At 63.0% G+C, this 13,511-nt stretch carries 21 protein-coding genes and 1 riboswitch; of the genes, 8 read left to right on the forward strand and 13 right to left on the reverse strand.

The annotated features are described in order from the left end of the window. The first annotated feature begins 91 nt into the window (after positions 1–91). The 3 genes from ACFX5Q_RS27975 to groL all read left to right on the forward strand — a co-directional run bounded on the left by ACFX5Q_RS27975 (position 92) and on the right by groL (position 3,167). Positions 92–859 carry an SDR family NAD(P)-dependent oxidoreductase gene (locus tag ACFX5Q_RS27975; RefSeq protein WP_404283148.1) on the forward strand — a complete coding sequence of 256 codons (768 nt, stop codon included), beginning with the start codon at positions 92–94 and terminating at the stop codon, positions 857–859. A 293-nt stretch (positions 860–1,152) separates the two neighbouring features. After that, positions 1,153–1,449: a co-chaperone GroES gene (gene groES, locus ACFX5Q_RS27980; protein WP_006203049.1), complete on the forward strand. Its 297-nt coding sequence runs from the start codon at positions 1,153–1,155 to the stop codon at positions 1,447–1,449. Positions 1,450–1,511: 62 nt separating this feature from the next. Beyond that, positions 1,512–3,167, forward strand: coding sequence for a chaperonin GroEL (gene groL / locus ACFX5Q_RS27985; protein ID WP_404283152.1), 1,656 nt, complete (start codon positions 1,512–1,514; stop codon positions 3,165–3,167). A 402-nt stretch (positions 3,168–3,569) separates the two neighbouring features. Here groL and ACFX5Q_RS27990 read toward each other — a convergent pair whose 3' ends face one another. After that, complete coding sequence (locus ACFX5Q_RS27990) at positions 3,570–4,178, reverse strand: TetR/AcrR family transcriptional regulator (RefSeq protein WP_404283154.1); 609 nt, start codon at positions 4,176–4,178, stop codon at positions 3,570–3,572. A gap of 119 nt (positions 4,179–4,297) precedes the next feature. On the opposite strand from ACFX5Q_RS27990, the gene ACFX5Q_RS27995 reads away from it, so the two are divergent. From ACFX5Q_RS27995 to ACFX5Q_RS28005, 3 genes are all read left to right on the forward strand, one after another. Then, entirely contained in the window at positions 4,298–4,744 is a 447-nt protein-coding gene (locus ACFX5Q_RS27995; protein ID WP_404283155.1) for an OsmC family protein, read from the forward strand. 16 nt (positions 4,745–4,760) lie between these two features. After that, complete coding sequence (locus tag ACFX5Q_RS28000; RefSeq protein ID WP_404283157.1) at positions 4,761–5,147, forward strand: nuclear transport factor 2 family protein; 387 nt, start codon at positions 4,761–4,763, stop codon at positions 5,145–5,147. Between the two features lie 111 nt (positions 5,148–5,258). Continuing rightward, positions 5,259–5,534, forward strand: a complete 276-nt coding sequence (locus ACFX5Q_RS28005) for a hypothetical protein (protein ID WP_404283159.1) — start codon at positions 5,259–5,261, stop codon at positions 5,532–5,534. Between the two features lie 94 nt (positions 5,535–5,628). Here the strand turns inward: ACFX5Q_RS28005 and ACFX5Q_RS28010 are convergent, their stop codons facing one another. From ACFX5Q_RS28010 to ACFX5Q_RS28040, 7 genes are all read right to left on the reverse strand, one after another. Next, on the reverse strand, positions 5,629–6,240 hold the full coding sequence (locus tag ACFX5Q_RS28010) for a LysE family translocator (protein ID WP_404283160.1): 612 nt from the start codon (positions 6,238–6,240) through the stop codon (positions 5,629–5,631). 120 nt (positions 6,241–6,360) lie between these two features. Then, complete coding sequence (gene crcB, locus ACFX5Q_RS28015) at positions 6,361–6,729, reverse strand: fluoride efflux transporter CrcB (protein WP_404283161.1); 369 nt, start codon at positions 6,727–6,729, stop codon at positions 6,361–6,363. Positions 6,730–6,757: 28 nt separating this feature from the next. Beyond that, a riboswitch (Fluoride riboswitch) is annotated at positions 6,758–6,819 on the reverse strand. A 91-nt stretch (positions 6,820–6,910) separates the two neighbouring features. Further along, on the reverse strand, positions 6,911–7,294 hold the full coding sequence (locus ACFX5Q_RS28020; RefSeq protein ID WP_404283162.1) for a YkgJ family cysteine cluster protein: 384 nt from the start codon (positions 7,292–7,294) through the stop codon (positions 6,911–6,913). A gap of 4 nt (positions 7,295–7,298) precedes the next feature. Continuing rightward, on the reverse strand, positions 7,299–7,457 hold the full coding sequence (locus ACFX5Q_RS28025) for a hypothetical protein (protein WP_404283163.1): 159 nt from the start codon (positions 7,455–7,457) through the stop codon (positions 7,299–7,301). A gap of 1 nt (position 7,458) precedes the next feature. Next, on the reverse strand, positions 7,459–7,866 hold the full coding sequence (locus ACFX5Q_RS28030; protein WP_006203034.1) for a hypothetical protein: 408 nt from the start codon (positions 7,864–7,866) through the stop codon (positions 7,459–7,461). Beyond that, entirely contained in the window at positions 7,866–8,093 is a 228-nt protein-coding gene (locus tag ACFX5Q_RS28035) for a hypothetical protein (RefSeq protein WP_404283249.1), read from the reverse strand. Before ACFX5Q_RS28035 ends, ACFX5Q_RS28030 begins: the two co-directional genes overlap by 1 nt. Positions 8,094–8,268: 175 nt before the next feature. After that, the gene (locus ACFX5Q_RS28040) at positions 8,269–8,478 is read right to left on the reverse strand and encodes a cold-shock protein (RefSeq protein WP_192180114.1); all 210 of its coding nucleotides are present in this window, start codon (positions 8,476–8,478) and stop codon (positions 8,269–8,271) included. Positions 8,479–8,492: 14 nt separating this feature from the next. Between ACFX5Q_RS28040 and ACFX5Q_RS28045 the strand changes: the two genes are divergently transcribed. Beyond that, positions 8,493–8,834, forward strand: coding sequence for a hypothetical protein (locus ACFX5Q_RS28045; RefSeq protein ID WP_404283165.1), 342 nt, complete (start codon positions 8,493–8,495; stop codon positions 8,832–8,834). A gap of 82 nt (positions 8,835–8,916) precedes the next feature. Here the strand turns inward: ACFX5Q_RS28045 and ACFX5Q_RS28050 are convergent, their stop codons facing one another. The 4 genes from ACFX5Q_RS28050 to ACFX5Q_RS28065 form a co-directional block, all read right to left on the reverse strand. Beyond that, positions 8,917–9,696, reverse strand: a complete 780-nt coding sequence (locus tag ACFX5Q_RS28050) for an SRPBCC domain-containing protein (protein WP_404283166.1) — start codon at positions 9,694–9,696, stop codon at positions 8,917–8,919. Beyond that, entirely contained in the window at positions 9,696–10,016 is a 321-nt protein-coding gene (locus tag ACFX5Q_RS28055) for an ArsR/SmtB family transcription factor (RefSeq protein ID WP_404283167.1), read from the reverse strand. Before ACFX5Q_RS28055 ends, ACFX5Q_RS28050 begins: the two co-directional genes overlap by 1 nt. Positions 10,017–10,122: 106 nt before the next feature. Continuing rightward, positions 10,123–10,797 carry a glutathione S-transferase family protein gene (locus ACFX5Q_RS28060; RefSeq protein ID WP_404283169.1) on the reverse strand — a complete coding sequence of 225 codons (675 nt, stop codon included), beginning with the start codon at positions 10,795–10,797 and terminating at the stop codon, positions 10,123–10,125. 104 nt (positions 10,798–10,901) lie between these two features. Then, complete coding sequence (locus tag ACFX5Q_RS28065; protein WP_404283171.1) at positions 10,902–12,035, reverse strand: metallophosphoesterase; 1,134 nt, start codon at positions 12,033–12,035, stop codon at positions 10,902–10,904. A gap of 118 nt (positions 12,036–12,153) precedes the next feature. On the opposite strand from ACFX5Q_RS28065, the gene ACFX5Q_RS28070 reads away from it, so the two are divergent. Continuing rightward, positions 12,154–12,750: a hypothetical protein gene (locus ACFX5Q_RS28070; protein ID WP_404283172.1), complete on the forward strand. Its 597-nt coding sequence runs from the start codon at positions 12,154–12,156 to the stop codon at positions 12,748–12,750. 26 nt (positions 12,751–12,776) lie between these two features. On the opposite strand, the gene ACFX5Q_RS28075 is transcribed toward ACFX5Q_RS28070, so the two are convergent. Beyond that, on the reverse strand, positions 12,777–13,397 hold the full coding sequence (locus tag ACFX5Q_RS28075; RefSeq protein WP_404283174.1) for a TetR/AcrR family transcriptional regulator: 621 nt from the start codon (positions 13,395–13,397) through the stop codon (positions 12,777–12,779). Positions 13,398–13,511 lie beyond the last annotated feature (114 nt).

Here is a 13,511-nt window from a genome sequence, read left to right on the forward strand (position 1 = left end):
TCTTTTTTGAATAGAGAAGGCATTTATTGCCTGATTATATCCGCCAGACGGGAGAATAAATAGATGCCATCGCAAATCGATGGAGACGACCATGACCAAGACCAATCGCCCGATAGCCCTGATCACCGGCGGCAGCCGTGGATTGGGACGCAACACCGCGCTCAGCCTCGCCCGCAAGGGCGTCGACCTGGTGATTACCTACCGCTCCCGCGCGGATGAGGCCCAGGCGGCCGTCGCGGAGATCGAGGCGGCGGGCGGCCGCGCCGCGGCGCTGCAACTCGATACGGGCACGGTCGCAACCTTCCCGGCCTTCGTCGAGGTGCTGGAGCGCACGCTGCGCGAGACCTGGCAGCGCGACCAGTTCGACTTCCTCGTCAACAATGCCGGCACCGGCCTGCGCAAGACCATCGCCGAGACGACCGAAGAGGAATTCGACACGCTGGTGAACATCCACCTCAAGGGCGTATTCTTCCTCACCCAGGCGCTGCTGCCGCTGATCGCGGATGGTGGCCGCATCATCAATGTGTCGAGCGGGTTGGCGCGCTTCTCGGTCCCCGGCTCATCTGCTTATGCGATGATGAAGGGCGGCATCGAGGTGTTCACGCGCTATCTCGCCAAGGAACTCGGCGCCCGCCACATCACCGCCAACACGGTAGCACCCGGCGCGATCGCAACCGACTTCAACGGCGGCCATGTGCGCGACGACGCCGAGATCAACCGCATGGTGGCAGGCGTCACCGCGCTCGGCCGCGCCGGCGTGCCCGACGATATCGGCCCGATGATCGCCTCGCTGCTGTCGGACGACAGCCGCTGGGTCAACGCCCAACGCATCGAAGTGTCGGGCGGCATGAACATTTAGCCAGGCACCTCATCTTCCCACGCCGATCCTGGGCGGCGCAGCGGGCATTTTTCGTGGCCAAAGCCAATAGCAATCGGCGCGTTCCAAAACCGGGCGACTGCTCAAACAAAATTTCGCGCCATTGCGCCCTCTCGCGCGCCTTGACTCTCGCCAGCCAGCAGCCTATTTCACCGGCACGTTAGCACTCGCCATTGGTGAGTGCTAACCAAGGGTCCGGCGCTGCCGGGCTTGGTTTGTCCGGCTTCGCCGGACGGAGGAACAGTTCTCACCGTTCTCATTTCGAGGAAGAAAAAATGGCAAAGTCGAAGTTCCGCCCGCTTCATGACCGCGTGGTCGTTCGCCGGGTTGAATCCGAATCCAAGACGGCCGGCGGGATCATCATCCCGGATACGGCGAAGGAAAAGCCGCAGGAAGGCGAGATCATCGCCGTCGGTTCCGGCGCCCGCGACGAAGCCGGCAAGCTCGTCCCCCTGGACGTCAAGGCTGGCGACCGCATCCTGTTCGGCAAGTGGTCGGGCACCGAAGTCAAGCTCAATGGCGAAGACCTTCTGATCATGAAGGAATCCGACATCATGGGCATCATCGGCTGAATATCGGCCTCACCGTCATCTAAATCTGCGGGCTCGATCAAAGCCCCTGCCAGGAGCTAAACATGGCTGCCAAAGAAGTAAAATTCTCCCGCGACGCCCGTGAGCGCATGCTGCGCGGCGTCAACATCCTCGCCGACGCGGTGAAGGTCACGCTCGGCCCCAAGGGCCGCAACGTCGTCATCGACAAGTCGTTCGGCGCCCCGCGCATCACCAAGGACGGCGTCACCGTCGCCAAGGAAATCGAACTTGAGGACAAGTTCGAGAACATGGGCGCGCAGATGGTCCGCGAAGTTGCTTCGAAGACCAACGACATCGCCGGCGACGGCACCACGACCGCGACGGTTCTCGCGCAGTCGATCGTCCAGGAAGGTCACAAGGCGGTTGCCGCCGGCATGAACCCGATGGACCTGAAGCGCGGCATCGACCTCGCCGTCACCGAAGTCGTCGTGGCGCTCGGCAAGGCCGCCAAGAAGATCAAGACCTCCGAGGAAGTCGCCCAGGTCGGCACGATCTCGGCCAATGGCGACGAGTCGGTCGGCGCCATGATCGCCGAAGCGATGCAGAAGGTCGGCAACGAGGGCGTCATCACGGTCGAGGAAGCCAAGACCGCCGAGACCGAACTCGAAGTCGTCGAAGGCATGCAGTTCGACCGCGGCTACCTGTCGCCCTACTTCGTCACCAACGCCGACAAGATGGTTGCCGATCTCGAGGACGCCTACATCCTGCTCCACGAGAAGAAGCTCTCCAACCTACAGGCGATGCTGCCGGTCCTCGAGGCCGTCGTGCAGACCTCCAAGCCGCTGCTCATCATCTCGGAAGACGTCGAAGGCGAGGCTCTGGCCACGCTGGTCGTCAACAAGCTGCGTGGCGGCCTGAAGATCGCCGCCGTCAAGGCGCCGGGCTTCGGTGATCGCCGCAAGGCCATGCTGGAAGACATCGCCATCCTCACCGGTGGCCAGGTCATCTCGGAAGACCTCGGCATCAAGCTCGAGAATGTCGGCCTCAACATGCTCGGCCGCGCCAAGAAGGTGTCGATCTCCAAGGAGAACACCACCATCGTCGACGGCGCCGGCAAGAAGGCCGAGATCCAGGGCCGCGTCGCCCAGATCAAGCAGCAGATCGAGGAGACCACCTCGGACTACGACAAGGAGAAGCTGCAGGAACGTCTCGCGAAGCTCGCGGGCGGCGTTGCGGTGATCCGCGTCGGCGGTGCGACGGAAGTCGAAGTCAAGGAAAAGAAGGACCGCGTCGATGACGCCCTCAACGCGACCCGCGCGGCCGTGGAAGAAGGCATTGTCGCTGGCGGTGGCGTGGCCCTGCTGCGCGCTTCGGCCAACCTCAAGGCCACCGGCGCCAACTCCGACCAGGCCGCCGGCATCAACATCGTGCGTCGTGCGCTGCAGGCTCCGGCCCGCCAGATCGCGGCCAACGCCGGTGCGGAAGCTTCGATCGTTGCCGGCAAGATCCTCGACAACAAGGGCGCGACCTTCGGCTACAACGCCCAGACCGGCGAATATGGCGACATGATCGCCATGGGTATCGTCGATCCGGTCAAGGTCGTTCGTACGGCTCTGCAGGATGCGGCCTCGGTCGCCGGCCTGCTGGTAACCACCGAAGCCATGATCGCCGAGGCTCCGAAGAAGGAGTCGGCTGGCGGCGGCATGCCTGCCGGCATGGGCGGCGGCGGCATGGGCGGCATGGGCGGCATGGACTTCTAAGAAGTCCATTAAAGCACGCCCATCAACTAACAATGCTCAAGCCCGCAAGCGGGCTTGAGTGGCGGCATGGACTTCTAATCCAGCCAACTCGCTAGGCTTACGAAAAGGGCGGCAGCAATGCCGCCCTTTTTCATGGCGACGTTCTACCGCACTGGCCGACTGTGAGCGCGCGCAGAGATGCATACCTGGCCAAAAACCGAACTTCCTGACCGCGCTGGCCAATGGTCCGGCCCTCAGTGCAGGCCTGCTTTCCCAACCAGGGGACTTAGGGCCCATCCGATCCCGATCGAATCAGGATGTGGCCTATCGTTCTGTTTGAGCTCAGCGCTAGAATCACGAAACCGTTCTAACCGTTTGTTTTTGCGAAGTTCCGGTCGGAAACAGACGCCCTGGACTCACGCCTCAGACGGCGGCCTCCGCACGTTGCCGCGCTTCGCCGGCCAGCACGGCCGACTCGACCAGCGCCGCGACTTCGTCGGCCACGGCCAGCAGCGGGGCGCGATCACGGGTGGCGCGCGCAATCACCATCAGCCCTTCCAGCGAGGATTCGACCAGCAACGCCAAGGCATGCGCACGGCGTTCGGGCACCCCTGCCCTGACGAAGGCCTGCCGCAGCAGGCCGATCCACTGCTCGAAGGCCGAGCGGCACAGTTCGGCCAGTTCCGGCACGTTCGCCGGTGAATCCAGCACAAGGGGCGCGATCGGGCAGCCGAGCGTGAATTCATTGTCCTCCAGCATGCGGGCAACCGACTGGTAGATGTGATGGACGGCCACCGCCGGGCTCGTTTCGGCGGCAAGGTCCTCGCCCAGCCTTTCGGTCACTTTGGCGATGCTGTCGCGCGTCACCTCGATGACCAATTGGTCCTTGCCGCCCGGAAAATGGAAATAGAGCGAACCGCGCGGTGCGCCGCTGGCGCTCAGTATGTCGTTGAGCGAGGTGCCGTGATAGCCGCGCTGCCCAATCAGCTGCGCCGTTGCCTCGATCATGCGGGTGCGGGTGTCGTTCGCCATGTCAGCCTCTGTCAGGAGAGAGCCATTATAGGCCTTGTTACTAATATGACAATCGGTCTACATAATATGTAGATCGGTCTACATATGTGCATTTTTCAATCGAACTCATGGAGGAACCAATGACAATTCGTGAAGCTTCGGCCGAGTGGCAAGGTGCGCTGAAGGAAGGTTCGGGCCGGCTTCGGCTGGGCAGCGGCGTCTTCGAGGGCGCCTACTCCTTCCCGTCGCGTTTCGAAAATGGTCCGGGCACCAATCCGGAAGAACTGATCGCAGCGGCCCATGCCGGCTGCTTCTCGATGGCGCTGAGCGCCATTCTCGGCCGGGAGGGTCATATCCCCCGGAATATCCGGACCACGGCGAAAGTGCATCTCGGCGCGACCGCGGCCGGGCCGACGATCACCCGCATCGAGCTCGAAACGCAGGCGGAGGTCGCGGAACTTGCGCCGGAGGAATTCGAGCGGCTAGCGCAGTCTGCCAAGACGACATGCCTGGTCTCGCGCGCGCTTGCCGGCGTGGCCGACATCACCCTCAAGGCCGTGCTCGTCGACGCCGTCGAGCATCAATGAAATCAGGAGAATGACGATGACATACGAGCCTGTCATGGACATCGCCGCGAATGATCTGTCCCGCCAGACGGCCGAGATCATGCGGCGCTTCAACGACGTGTTCCAACGGCATGACCCGTCGGCACTTGCCGAACTGGTGGCCGAGGATTGCGTGATCGAAAACACGGTGCCGGCGCCGGACGGCGCGCGCCATGCCGGCAAGGCGGCATGCGTCGGACTGTGGTCGACGATCGCCACGCAGCCGGGCACGCGCTTCGAGATCGAGGAGACTTTCGTCGCCGGCAATCGGGCAACGATCCGCTGGCGCTATTTCATGGCCGACGGCAATTCGCTGCGCGGCGTCAATTTGATGCGCGTCGAGGACGGGCTGATCGTCGAGGCGATGGGCTACGTCAAAGGATAGATCGACCACCCCCATATAAGACACTCCTAACATAGGTCAACTTGTGCTAGAAATTGGGCACCCCCGACCGCCATCCGACGATCGAGAAAGAGCATAGGGAGGACTAATGTCATGAACATCAGAACCGCCTGCTTTGGAGCACTCGTATTGACCGTCCTCAGCGGCACGGTATTTGCCGGGGCACTCGACTCGCCCAAGATGATGGAACCGTTCTTCACCGATTCGGGCATGAAGACGATGAAGTCCGATGACGAGATGAAGGCTGCTTGGGCAGCGATGTCCAAGGACGACCAGGCCATGATGATGAAGGAATGCCAGGATGCGGCAATGAGCAAGCCGTATGCCCCGTTCTGCGAGAAATTGCAGGCGCTCGGCGGCGCAAACTAGCAACCTTACCGGCTGAACAGCAGATGAAGGCGGGCCTTGGCTCGCCTTCTCATTGCCATCTTGTATGCAGGCGACAAAGCCCGCGAACAGACGCCTACCGGTCCGCCAGCGCCAGCTTGGCGCCGAGCATGACGAAGGCGCCGGCGAAGGTGCGACGCATCCAGGTCAGCACCCTCGGCCGCGACACGACGTGGCTACGGATCGAGGCGGCGAAGATTCCGTAGCCGACGAACACGACGAAGGTGAGCAGCATGAAGACGCTCGACAGTTCCAGCATCTTCGACAGCGCGTGCGGTTCGGTGGTGCTGACGAATTGCGGCAGGAAGGCGAAGAAGAAGATCGACAGTTTCGGGTTGAGGATGTTGATCAGGATGCCGGAGGTGATGACCTTGCCGGCCGAGCGCGGTGCGACGTCCTGGTCGACGCTCAGGCCGCCCCTCTCCTTCAGCGTGTTCCAGGCCATATAGAGCAGATAGGCGACGCCGAGATACTTTAGCGTCTCGAAGGCGATGGCGCTGGTGTGCAGCAGCGCGGCAAGACCGGTGATGGCGGCCGCCATATGCGGGATGATGCCCAGTGTGCAGCCGAAGGCGGCGATGATCGAGGCACGCGCCCCGCGCGACAGGCCGGCGCTTAGCGTGTAGAGAACGCCGGTGCCGGGCGAGGCCACGACGATCAGCGACGTCAACAGGAATTCGATGCTCACGACTTGCTCCTCCGGCACCCGGCCCGGCGGCAAGGTACCGGGCAAGGGCGCTCTACACAAGCTGTGGGCTCACGCCGATGCGCTCACGCTGTCGCGGTTCGCAAGCGCGTCGAAAATCGATCAGCGGCGCATAAGCAGGAGAACTGCCGCCAAAGCCGTCAACGACAGTGTCACACTGGCGACTATGTATCCGATGGCTGCCAGATGCTGGCCGCGTTCCCACAGCGTCACGGCGTCGAGCGAGAAGGTCGAGAAGGTCGTAAAGCCGCCGATGATACCTGTCGTCAGGAACAACCTGACGTCGTCCCCGCCGATCTCGAGCAATGCGAACAGGCTAACGACAAGGCCCATCAAGGCCGATCCGACGATGTTGATGGAAAGCGTTCCGAAGGGAAAGTTGGCACCGAGCAGTCGCAGGGACAGAAGCCCGACGCCGTAGCGGAGAGCGCCACCGATACCTGATCCGATGAACACGACGAAAAATCCCATGACAGCCTCCTGCGCGCCCGAAGGGCGTTCGTCAGCAGGCGTCATCAGCATCAGCGCGGTTATCAGGGAGACACCATTCCCGAGCGCTATATGGCAAGGACTTGCATTCCAGGCAAGGCCTGCCATGTAGAACCGCAGCCATTGCCCCGCCATATCCGCGTGGGGCGAGGAACCGACAGCCCTACAGCGGCAGCCCGTGCGCCTTGCGCGCCATCAGGCAGTCGTCGCCGCCGGGCATGCAGGCGCGGCAGACGTCGGGGCGGACGTCATAGATGCCGCAAGCGGTATGTTTGCCGACCTCGCCGGACAGAGCCGAACAGCGTACGCCGTCGCAACGCATGCCGGACAGATCGGTCGAGACGAATTTCTGCGGAATGCGGTCGAGCTGCGCATCGTCCTCGGTGGAAAAGCGCGGCCATTCGGCTGAATAGGAGCAGCAGGCGCCGCAGGCCTGGCAGTCGAACAGGGCCGCACCGGCCCCTTGCTCTAGCGGCGAAAAGTCTGCGGCTGCCGCCAGGGCAAGCAGGCCCGGCGCGACAGGATCGCGGTCGGCATTTCGCGGCAAGGCGCTATTTCTTCTTGGTCGTCTTCCGGGCCGCATCCGCTGGCGACTTGAACAGATCGGTTGCGACCGGTTCGTCAGCCTTCGGCGCGGCAGCCGGCTTGGCCGGCTTGGCGGTGGCGGCCGGCGCTGCCGGCTGATCCTTGGCGGAAAATTTTATGGCCATGTCAGTCCTCGTCAGAGAAACGCGATGACGGCGCGCGCGGATTGCGAAGGCGGCCGATCAGCGCCGACACCGCCGTGATGTTCATTTCCTCGGGCGACCAGTTCCTGGCGTCCTCGATGTGATGCGGCGCCAGTTCGCGATGCGTACTGCCGCTATAGGCGGCATCCTGATGGGTCACCCGCTCGCGCGTCTTGGTGTCCTCGCGCACATATTCGATCAGATAGTTCGGGGCTTCGGCGCGGCCGCGCACACCGACGCGCACCTGCGCATCGCCATGGGCGCGCTTGCAACGCTCCAGCTTCTCCAGCACGCGCCGGACAAATTCGACCGGCTTGTCGAGAAGTTCGACCATGTCGGCAATGGTCGCGTCGCCGGCGATCGGCGTTGGCGGCACGCGCTTGGTGGCCATCAGCGTTTGCCCGCGCGCTTCAGCATGCTGGCCTGAGCGAGAGCAGCCGCTCTGTCGTCGGCCTCTTTTTCCAGGCGCAGTTCGCGCAGCCGCGCGGTCTTGGCTTCCCGGGCATCGCTGACGGCATCCCGTTCGGAGATGATGCGATTGAGCGACATCGACTGCGTCCGGGTCTTGCTGAAAAGCGACTCGGCCTGATCGCCTGATGTCTTTGAAGTGAGGGACATCTTCTTCTTCCTGGTTCTGGGGATCCACGTTGGCGCGAGGTGCTTAGCACATACCAAGGGACCTGCGGCGCACAATTCACAGCCAGAAACGAAAAGGCCAGGCATTCGCCTGACCTTCCTTCGCCATCTACCGATGCCAGTACATCCGTGGTCACCGGGAAGGCTGAATTCCGTTTTAGGCAGCCTGAAGCTGATCGGCGGACATCTTGCCCGACTTGTTGTCGCGGACCATCTCGTAGCCAAGCTTCTGGCCTTCGACGATGGTGCGCATTCCGGCACGCTCGACGGCCGAAACATGGACGAAAACGTCGGCCGAACCGTCGTCAGGCTGAATAAAGCCAAAGCCCTTGGTGGCGTTGAACCATTTTACTGTGCCAGTGCTCATAACGAACCCTTTCCATGGCAAATATTCGTTCACCGTCGTGCGAATGCACAACAGCGTTTGTCTCGATTTTTGATGGGAGGAAGTTCGTCAAAGGCGCGCATTGCGCGCGGATAACAAAAGTCGGGCAAACAAATATCGACAAACTTCTAGTAGACTTCTTTTGCCGCCATGTCAAATTTCTTGTTTTGGCGACGACAGCCGAAACGCCGCATGGCTGCCGGGCAAGGCACGACGAAGCCCCTTCCCGTTGCGTCCGGGATGCAAAAAAATCCGCCAAGCGCCAGATCGAAAAAAAAATCGCAACGGGCGGAACCATCCTGGCATCCGCGCATTTGGATATGGTCAGCAGTTCATGAGAGCAATCTTGGAAAGGCTGGCAAAAAAAGGACGCCTCCCGCGCGATAAAAGGCGCGAGGGGCGTTCTTGTATTTGGGGACGTCACATGATCGCTGACATCAGCGGCAGGATTTCGTAGCGAAAGCCCTGCCCCGAACGCACCACCGGGTCGGCATCGGTCAACGCCCTTGCCTCGGCCTCGGTGCCGACGCGCAGGATGGCGAGGCCCCAGGGCCCGGCCGGGTCGGCAACCGGACCAGCCAGCATCATGGTGCCCTCGGCCAGCTTGCCGCGCAGATAGTCGGCATGCCGGTCCATCAGCGCCCTCTCCTCCTCGGTCAAGGTAAAGGCGAAATCCGGGCGCGGCGGGATCATCCGACAGTGGAATATGCTTGGCGACTTGATGCCAGCTTCGGCGGCAAGGAATGCATTCAGCCAGCCGAGCACTCGCTCCCAGCCGGAGCCATGATCGCGGCATGCGTCCTGACGTGCGCCAAAGCCTTCGTGGCGCAGCGTCAGCCGCGTTCCAGTCTCGACCGCTTCGAGCGTGTAGGTGACGGTCGTGACATTGTCGCCGTCCCACGGCGCCTTCCAGGTCATCACCAGACGATGCGGCGGCTCGACTTCGAGATACTCGCCCTGGACGTGGAATTCATGGCCGTCGGCGCCCTTGCCTTGCGAATACCAGGCGCCGCCCGGCCTGACATCGGCGGTGTGCCTGGTCGTCCGGTAGAGCGCGTCCGAGCCCCACCAGAGCGGGATCTGGTCCTCGGCGGTCAGCGCCCGAAACACCCGTTCCGGCGGCACGGCGATCGTCACTGTGGCAAGGATGGTGCCCACCGAGACGTCGGCGACCGCACGCGGTCCGTCGCTGCTGGCCATCATTCGTTCTCCAGATAGGATTTCAGATTGCCGAGGCTTGCCTGCCAGAAATCGCGATAGGGCAGGATCCAGTCGGCGACGTCCTTCAGCTCCGCCGGTTCCAGCCGGTAGAGCCGCTCGCGGCCATGCTTCTGCTCGGAGACGACGCGCAATTCGCGCAGGATCCTGAGGTGCTTGGAGATCGCCGGCCGGCTCTGCGAAAAGGCCGAGGCGAGTTCGTTGACCGGCGCCGGGCCCCGCCGCAAACGATCTAGGATGGCGCGGCGCGTCGGATCGGCGATGGCGCGAAAAACGGAACGATCGGGATCAGCCTGCGGCATAATGCGTATCCATTTGGTTACGTATTTATGCCGATCGCGATTGCTCGTCAACAACGCCGCTGCGGGATGGGGTCAGGCGCCCCCTGCTGCGGCTACGCTTTGCTGGTCAGTCCTGTTCGTGCGGGCCAGGTTCCGGCCATGTCTCCTTGGCGGCTTCCGCGTACCAGTGCCGCATCGCCGGCGTTGAAAGCACGGCGTCGACATAGGCGCGTGTATCCGGCGCCAGCTCACCGCCATAAGTGTCGAAGCGGGTGACGATCGGCGCATACATGGCATCGGCCGCGGTGAAATGGCCGAACAGGAACGGGCCGCCCTTGCCGTACTCGGCACGGCATTGCCGCCAGATCGCTTCGATGCGCGCCCGCTGTGCCTCGCCATCGGCGTCGAGCGGTTTATACGCCTTGGGCCGGCGCAAATTCATCGGCCAGCCATAGCGGACCTCACGAAAGCCGGAATGCATCTCGGTCGCCACCGAGCGGGCCAGCGCGCGGGTGCCGATGTCATCGGGCCAGAGTTTTTTCTCCGGAAACAGGTCGGCGAGATATTCAAGGATGGCAAGGGTTTCCCAGACGATCCTGCTCCCGCCCTTCAACGGCTTGTGATTCAGGACCGGTACCATGCCAGTCGGCGACACCTTGGCCAGGTTGGCGGCGGTTTCCGGCGTGCGCAGGCGCACGAAGCCCTCCTCGAACGGTATCTCCAGATGCCGCATCGCCACCCAGGGCCGGAGCGACCAGGACGAAAAGCATTTGTTGCCTATGAAGAGGGTGAATTCAGCCATGGTTTCTCCCGACTTGCCTGCGCAGCCAACCCTGCCTGCTTAGCCCGGGAGAAGCCGGGCCGATCCCGAAAATACGACAACTGCCGCCGTCCCGCCAGCACGCCTCAGAAGCTCAGGCTCTTCGAGAAGGCGTTGGTGAACATCACCTCGCCATGGTCGCCGGTCGCCTCGCCCAGCACGACATCCATGCCGTCATCGGTCACTCGCACCAGCGCGAAGCCGCCCATATAGGCGGCCTTCGGCTTGATGAGGTCGAGACCGTCGCGCTGGTAGATCATCGGCACCTCGTGCTGATGGCCGTGAAAAATGGCGATGACATTGTAGCCCTTCAGCGCCGAAAGCAGCGCCTGGCGGTCACTCTCGCTCCACCAATGCGGCGCGCCGGCGCCCTCATTGTCGTAAGTCCGCTTGGTCGGATCCCATTTCTCGGTCGAAAAAGTATCCCAGCCGTAATGCTGGAACAGGATGACCGGGCGGCCGTCGCCGGCATAGGTGGCCAGATCCTGCTTCAGCCATGGCAGGCTGGAGATGGCGCCGTGGCCCGTATCGCCGGCGAAACGATGCGTCTGGATAAGATGCAGGCCGCCCCAGTCCCAGGAATAGCAGTCGGTGTCGACATCGTATTCGGTGGCCGGCACCGGCGGCTTGAAGAAGACGCCGGGGCGGTGATTGACTTCGACATAGTCGCGCATCTCGCGGCGGTACCAGTCGACATGATGCGGCGGCCCGTTCTGGTCGAGGTCGTGATTGCCGAGCCCGATATAGACGGGCATGTGGACGCGGTCGGGGCCGATCCCTTGCTGGTAGCGCTGGCTGAACTGCAGCAGCTGCGTGCCTTCGCTGGGCTGGGTGATCTGGCCGCCGCCGTCGTCGGTGATGTCGCCGCCGACGACGAGGCCGAGCGGCGTGCCGATGCGGCTGCCAGCCGAGCGCAGGCCGGTGGCGACGCCGTCGATCTCGGCCGGCCAGTCCTTGTCACTGAGGCCGTTCAGCGCTGCAACGTTGCGCAGCAAGGCGGCGTCGGTCTTGCCTTCCTGCTGGCAGTTGGGGCTGAGGCCGCTCGCCATGCGACAGGCATGGACGTCGGCGATGAAGAGGAAGGTGGCGTCGATGGGCTGGATGCGCTGCCCGGTCTGGCCGAGCGCCGGACGCACAAAGGCACTGGCGGCAGCAACCCCCAGCGCCTGGGCCAAAAAATCGCGCCGGGACGGTAGGCGGGGCGGGAGGCGATTCATCATGCGCCGAAATTCAGCACAGCCGGCGCCCGGCCGTCCAGTGCAGCGCCCATCCATCGACATGGCGCCGCAGGTCTGGCATGTCTTGGCCCTTCAACTTGCACGGGCATAGGAGGACGCCATGAAAGCTGCACCGATCATGATGATGATGCTGGCGGCGTTGCTGCCGGCGGGCGTTGCCCATGCTGCCGACTGCGTCGACGCGAAATCCGCCAGGGATGGCTTCGTGCTGGAAAAGCCCGGCATCCGCAGCGAGTTTCGCCCGACGGCCGGCGGCATGGTTGCCGTCGCCAACAAATACGAATCCGAATCGCCGCAGACGCAGTTCCTATTCAACGGCCTGATCGAGGTGTTTCGCGACAGTGATACCGGTCGGGTGGCGATGATCCCGTTTTCCGATCTGCGAAAACTGTTTCCGCTGAAGACCGGGGCAAAGAGCACGATCGAATTCGTCGAGCTAGCGCCGAACAAGCAGCCAAAGAACACCAAGACGCTGACTTTGGTCGTCAAGGGCAAGGAGACGTTCAGCCTGGGCGACTGCAAATACAAGGTACTGGCGGTCAAAGAGACCTTCAAGAATGGGGCCGGCGAGACGCTGGATGCGTTCACTGCGCTCTATGCGCCAGATCTGCAGGCAGCTCTCGCCCGGCGCTACGACGAGGGCACCAGCGCGGAATCGGTGAACGCTTACGAGACGATCAAACCGCTGGCGAAATAGAGCGGCGCCCTTCTGCCCCTCCAGTTCTAGGGCTTTCCCGGCCGTAGCAGCACCCTGCGACGTCGCCTCGCCGCCTGTCCGCTCTGTGACGGCGCAGCCCTCTGCAACGCCTCCAGGCAATCGCGCAGTGGGCCGGCATCCTGCGCCGTCTTGGCCATCGACATGGCGCCGGAATAGGCGGCGACCGCCAAGGCAGCGAAGCGATCCGGATCGGTACCCTGTTCCTCGCCCGTTTGCTGATCGGTCCTGACCTTGCCGGCGATCGCCTCGCGCCAGGCGGCAAAGATGCTGGCAAGGGCAACGCGGAAATCCGGATCGGCGAGCGACAATTCGTGCGCCAGGTTGTTGAGTTGACAGCCGCGCACGAAACCTTGCTGCTCGAGTTTCGCCACCACCGTCTCGAACACGGCGCGTATGCCCTCGCGGGCCGAGCCCGCCGCCTGCACCGGCACGATCCAGGTTTCTTCGACGGCGGCAGCCACCCGCTCCTCGATCACCGCCAGGGCCAGCGCCTTCTTGGTCGGGAAATGGTGATGCAGCGCGCCGCCGGTGACGCCGGCCGCTGCCATCAGGTCGCCGATGCTGGAAGCGTGATAACCGCGCTCCTGAAACGACGCTTCCGCGACATCGAGCACCCTGTTGCGCATGCCTTCGGGGTCGTTGGTGCGTTTTTGAGCCCGCGATCTTGGGCGAGCGGAAATCTCTGCTGACATTTTCAAACGATAGCAGATTGACAAAACAGGACAACCGGTCTGTTTTGT

This window comes from Mesorhizobium sp. IMUNJ 23033 (assembly GCF_044778005.1).
Taxonomy (GTDB): Bacteria; Pseudomonadota; Alphaproteobacteria; order Rhizobiales; family Rhizobiaceae; genus Mesorhizobium; species Mesorhizobium amorphae_A.

Bases quoted from the DNA above. Each gene is read 5' to 3' on its own strand.
- ACFX5Q_RS28055 (WP_404283167.1), bottom strand. From the start codon at position 10,016: ATGCCGCAGGCTGATCCCGATCGTTCCGTTTTTCGCGCCATCGCCGAT.
- ACFX5Q_RS28070 (WP_404283172.1), top strand. From the start codon at position 12,154: ATGAAAGCTGCACCGATCATGATGATGATGCTGGCGGCGTTGCTGCCG.
- groES (WP_006203049.1), top strand. From the start codon at position 1,153: ATGGCAAAGTCGAAGTTCCGCCCGCTTCATGACCGCGTGGTCGTTCGC.
- ACFX5Q_RS27975 (WP_404283148.1), top strand. From the start codon at position 92: ATGACCAAGACCAATCGCCCGATAGCCCTGATCACCGGCGGCAGCCGT.
- ACFX5Q_RS27990 (WP_404283154.1), bottom strand. From the start codon at position 4,178: ATGGCGAACGACACCCGCACCCGCATGATCGAGGCAACGGCGCAGCTG.
- groL (WP_404283152.1), top strand. From the start codon at position 1,512: ATGGCTGCCAAAGAAGTAAAATTCTCCCGCGACGCCCGTGAGCGCATG.
- ACFX5Q_RS28075 (WP_404283174.1), bottom strand. From the start codon at position 13,397: ATGCGCAACAGGGTGCTCGATGTCGCGGAAGCGTCGTTTCAGGAGCGC.
- ACFX5Q_RS28065 (WP_404283171.1), bottom strand. From the start codon at position 12,035: ATGATGAATCGCCTCCCGCCCCGCCTACCGTCCCGGCGCGATTTTTTG.
- crcB (WP_404283161.1), bottom strand. From the start codon at position 6,729: ATGGGATTTTTCGTCGTGTTCATCGGATCAGGTATCGGTGGCGCTCTC.
- ACFX5Q_RS28035 (WP_404283249.1), bottom strand. From the start codon at position 8,093: ATGTCCCTCACTTCAAAGACATCAGGCGATCAGGCCGAGTCGCTTTTC.
- ACFX5Q_RS28005 (WP_404283159.1), top strand. From the start codon at position 5,259: ATGAACATCAGAACCGCCTGCTTTGGAGCACTCGTATTGACCGTCCTC.
- ACFX5Q_RS27995 (WP_404283155.1), top strand. From the start codon at position 4,298: ATGACAATTCGTGAAGCTTCGGCCGAGTGGCAAGGTGCGCTGAAGGAA.
- ACFX5Q_RS28050 (WP_404283166.1), bottom strand. From the start codon at position 9,696: ATGGCCAGCAGCGACGGACCGCGTGCGGTCGCCGACGTCTCGGTGGGC.
- ACFX5Q_RS28040 (WP_192180114.1), bottom strand. From the start codon at position 8,478: ATGAGCACTGGCACAGTAAAATGGTTCAACGCCACCAAGGGCTTTGGC.
- ACFX5Q_RS28000 (WP_404283157.1), top strand. From the start codon at position 4,761: ATGACATACGAGCCTGTCATGGACATCGCCGCGAATGATCTGTCCCGC.
- ACFX5Q_RS28045 (WP_404283165.1), top strand. From the start codon at position 8,493: ATGGCAAATATTCGTTCACCGTCGTGCGAATGCACAACAGCGTTTGTC.
- ACFX5Q_RS28030 (WP_006203034.1), bottom strand. From the start codon at position 7,866: ATGGCCACCAAGCGCGTGCCGCCAACGCCGATCGCCGGCGACGCGACC.
- ACFX5Q_RS28025 (WP_404283163.1), bottom strand. From the start codon at position 7,457: ATGGCCATAAAATTTTCCGCCAAGGATCAGCCGGCAGCGCCGGCCGCC.
- ACFX5Q_RS28060 (WP_404283169.1), bottom strand. From the start codon at position 10,797: ATGGCTGAATTCACCCTCTTCATAGGCAACAAATGCTTTTCGTCCTGG.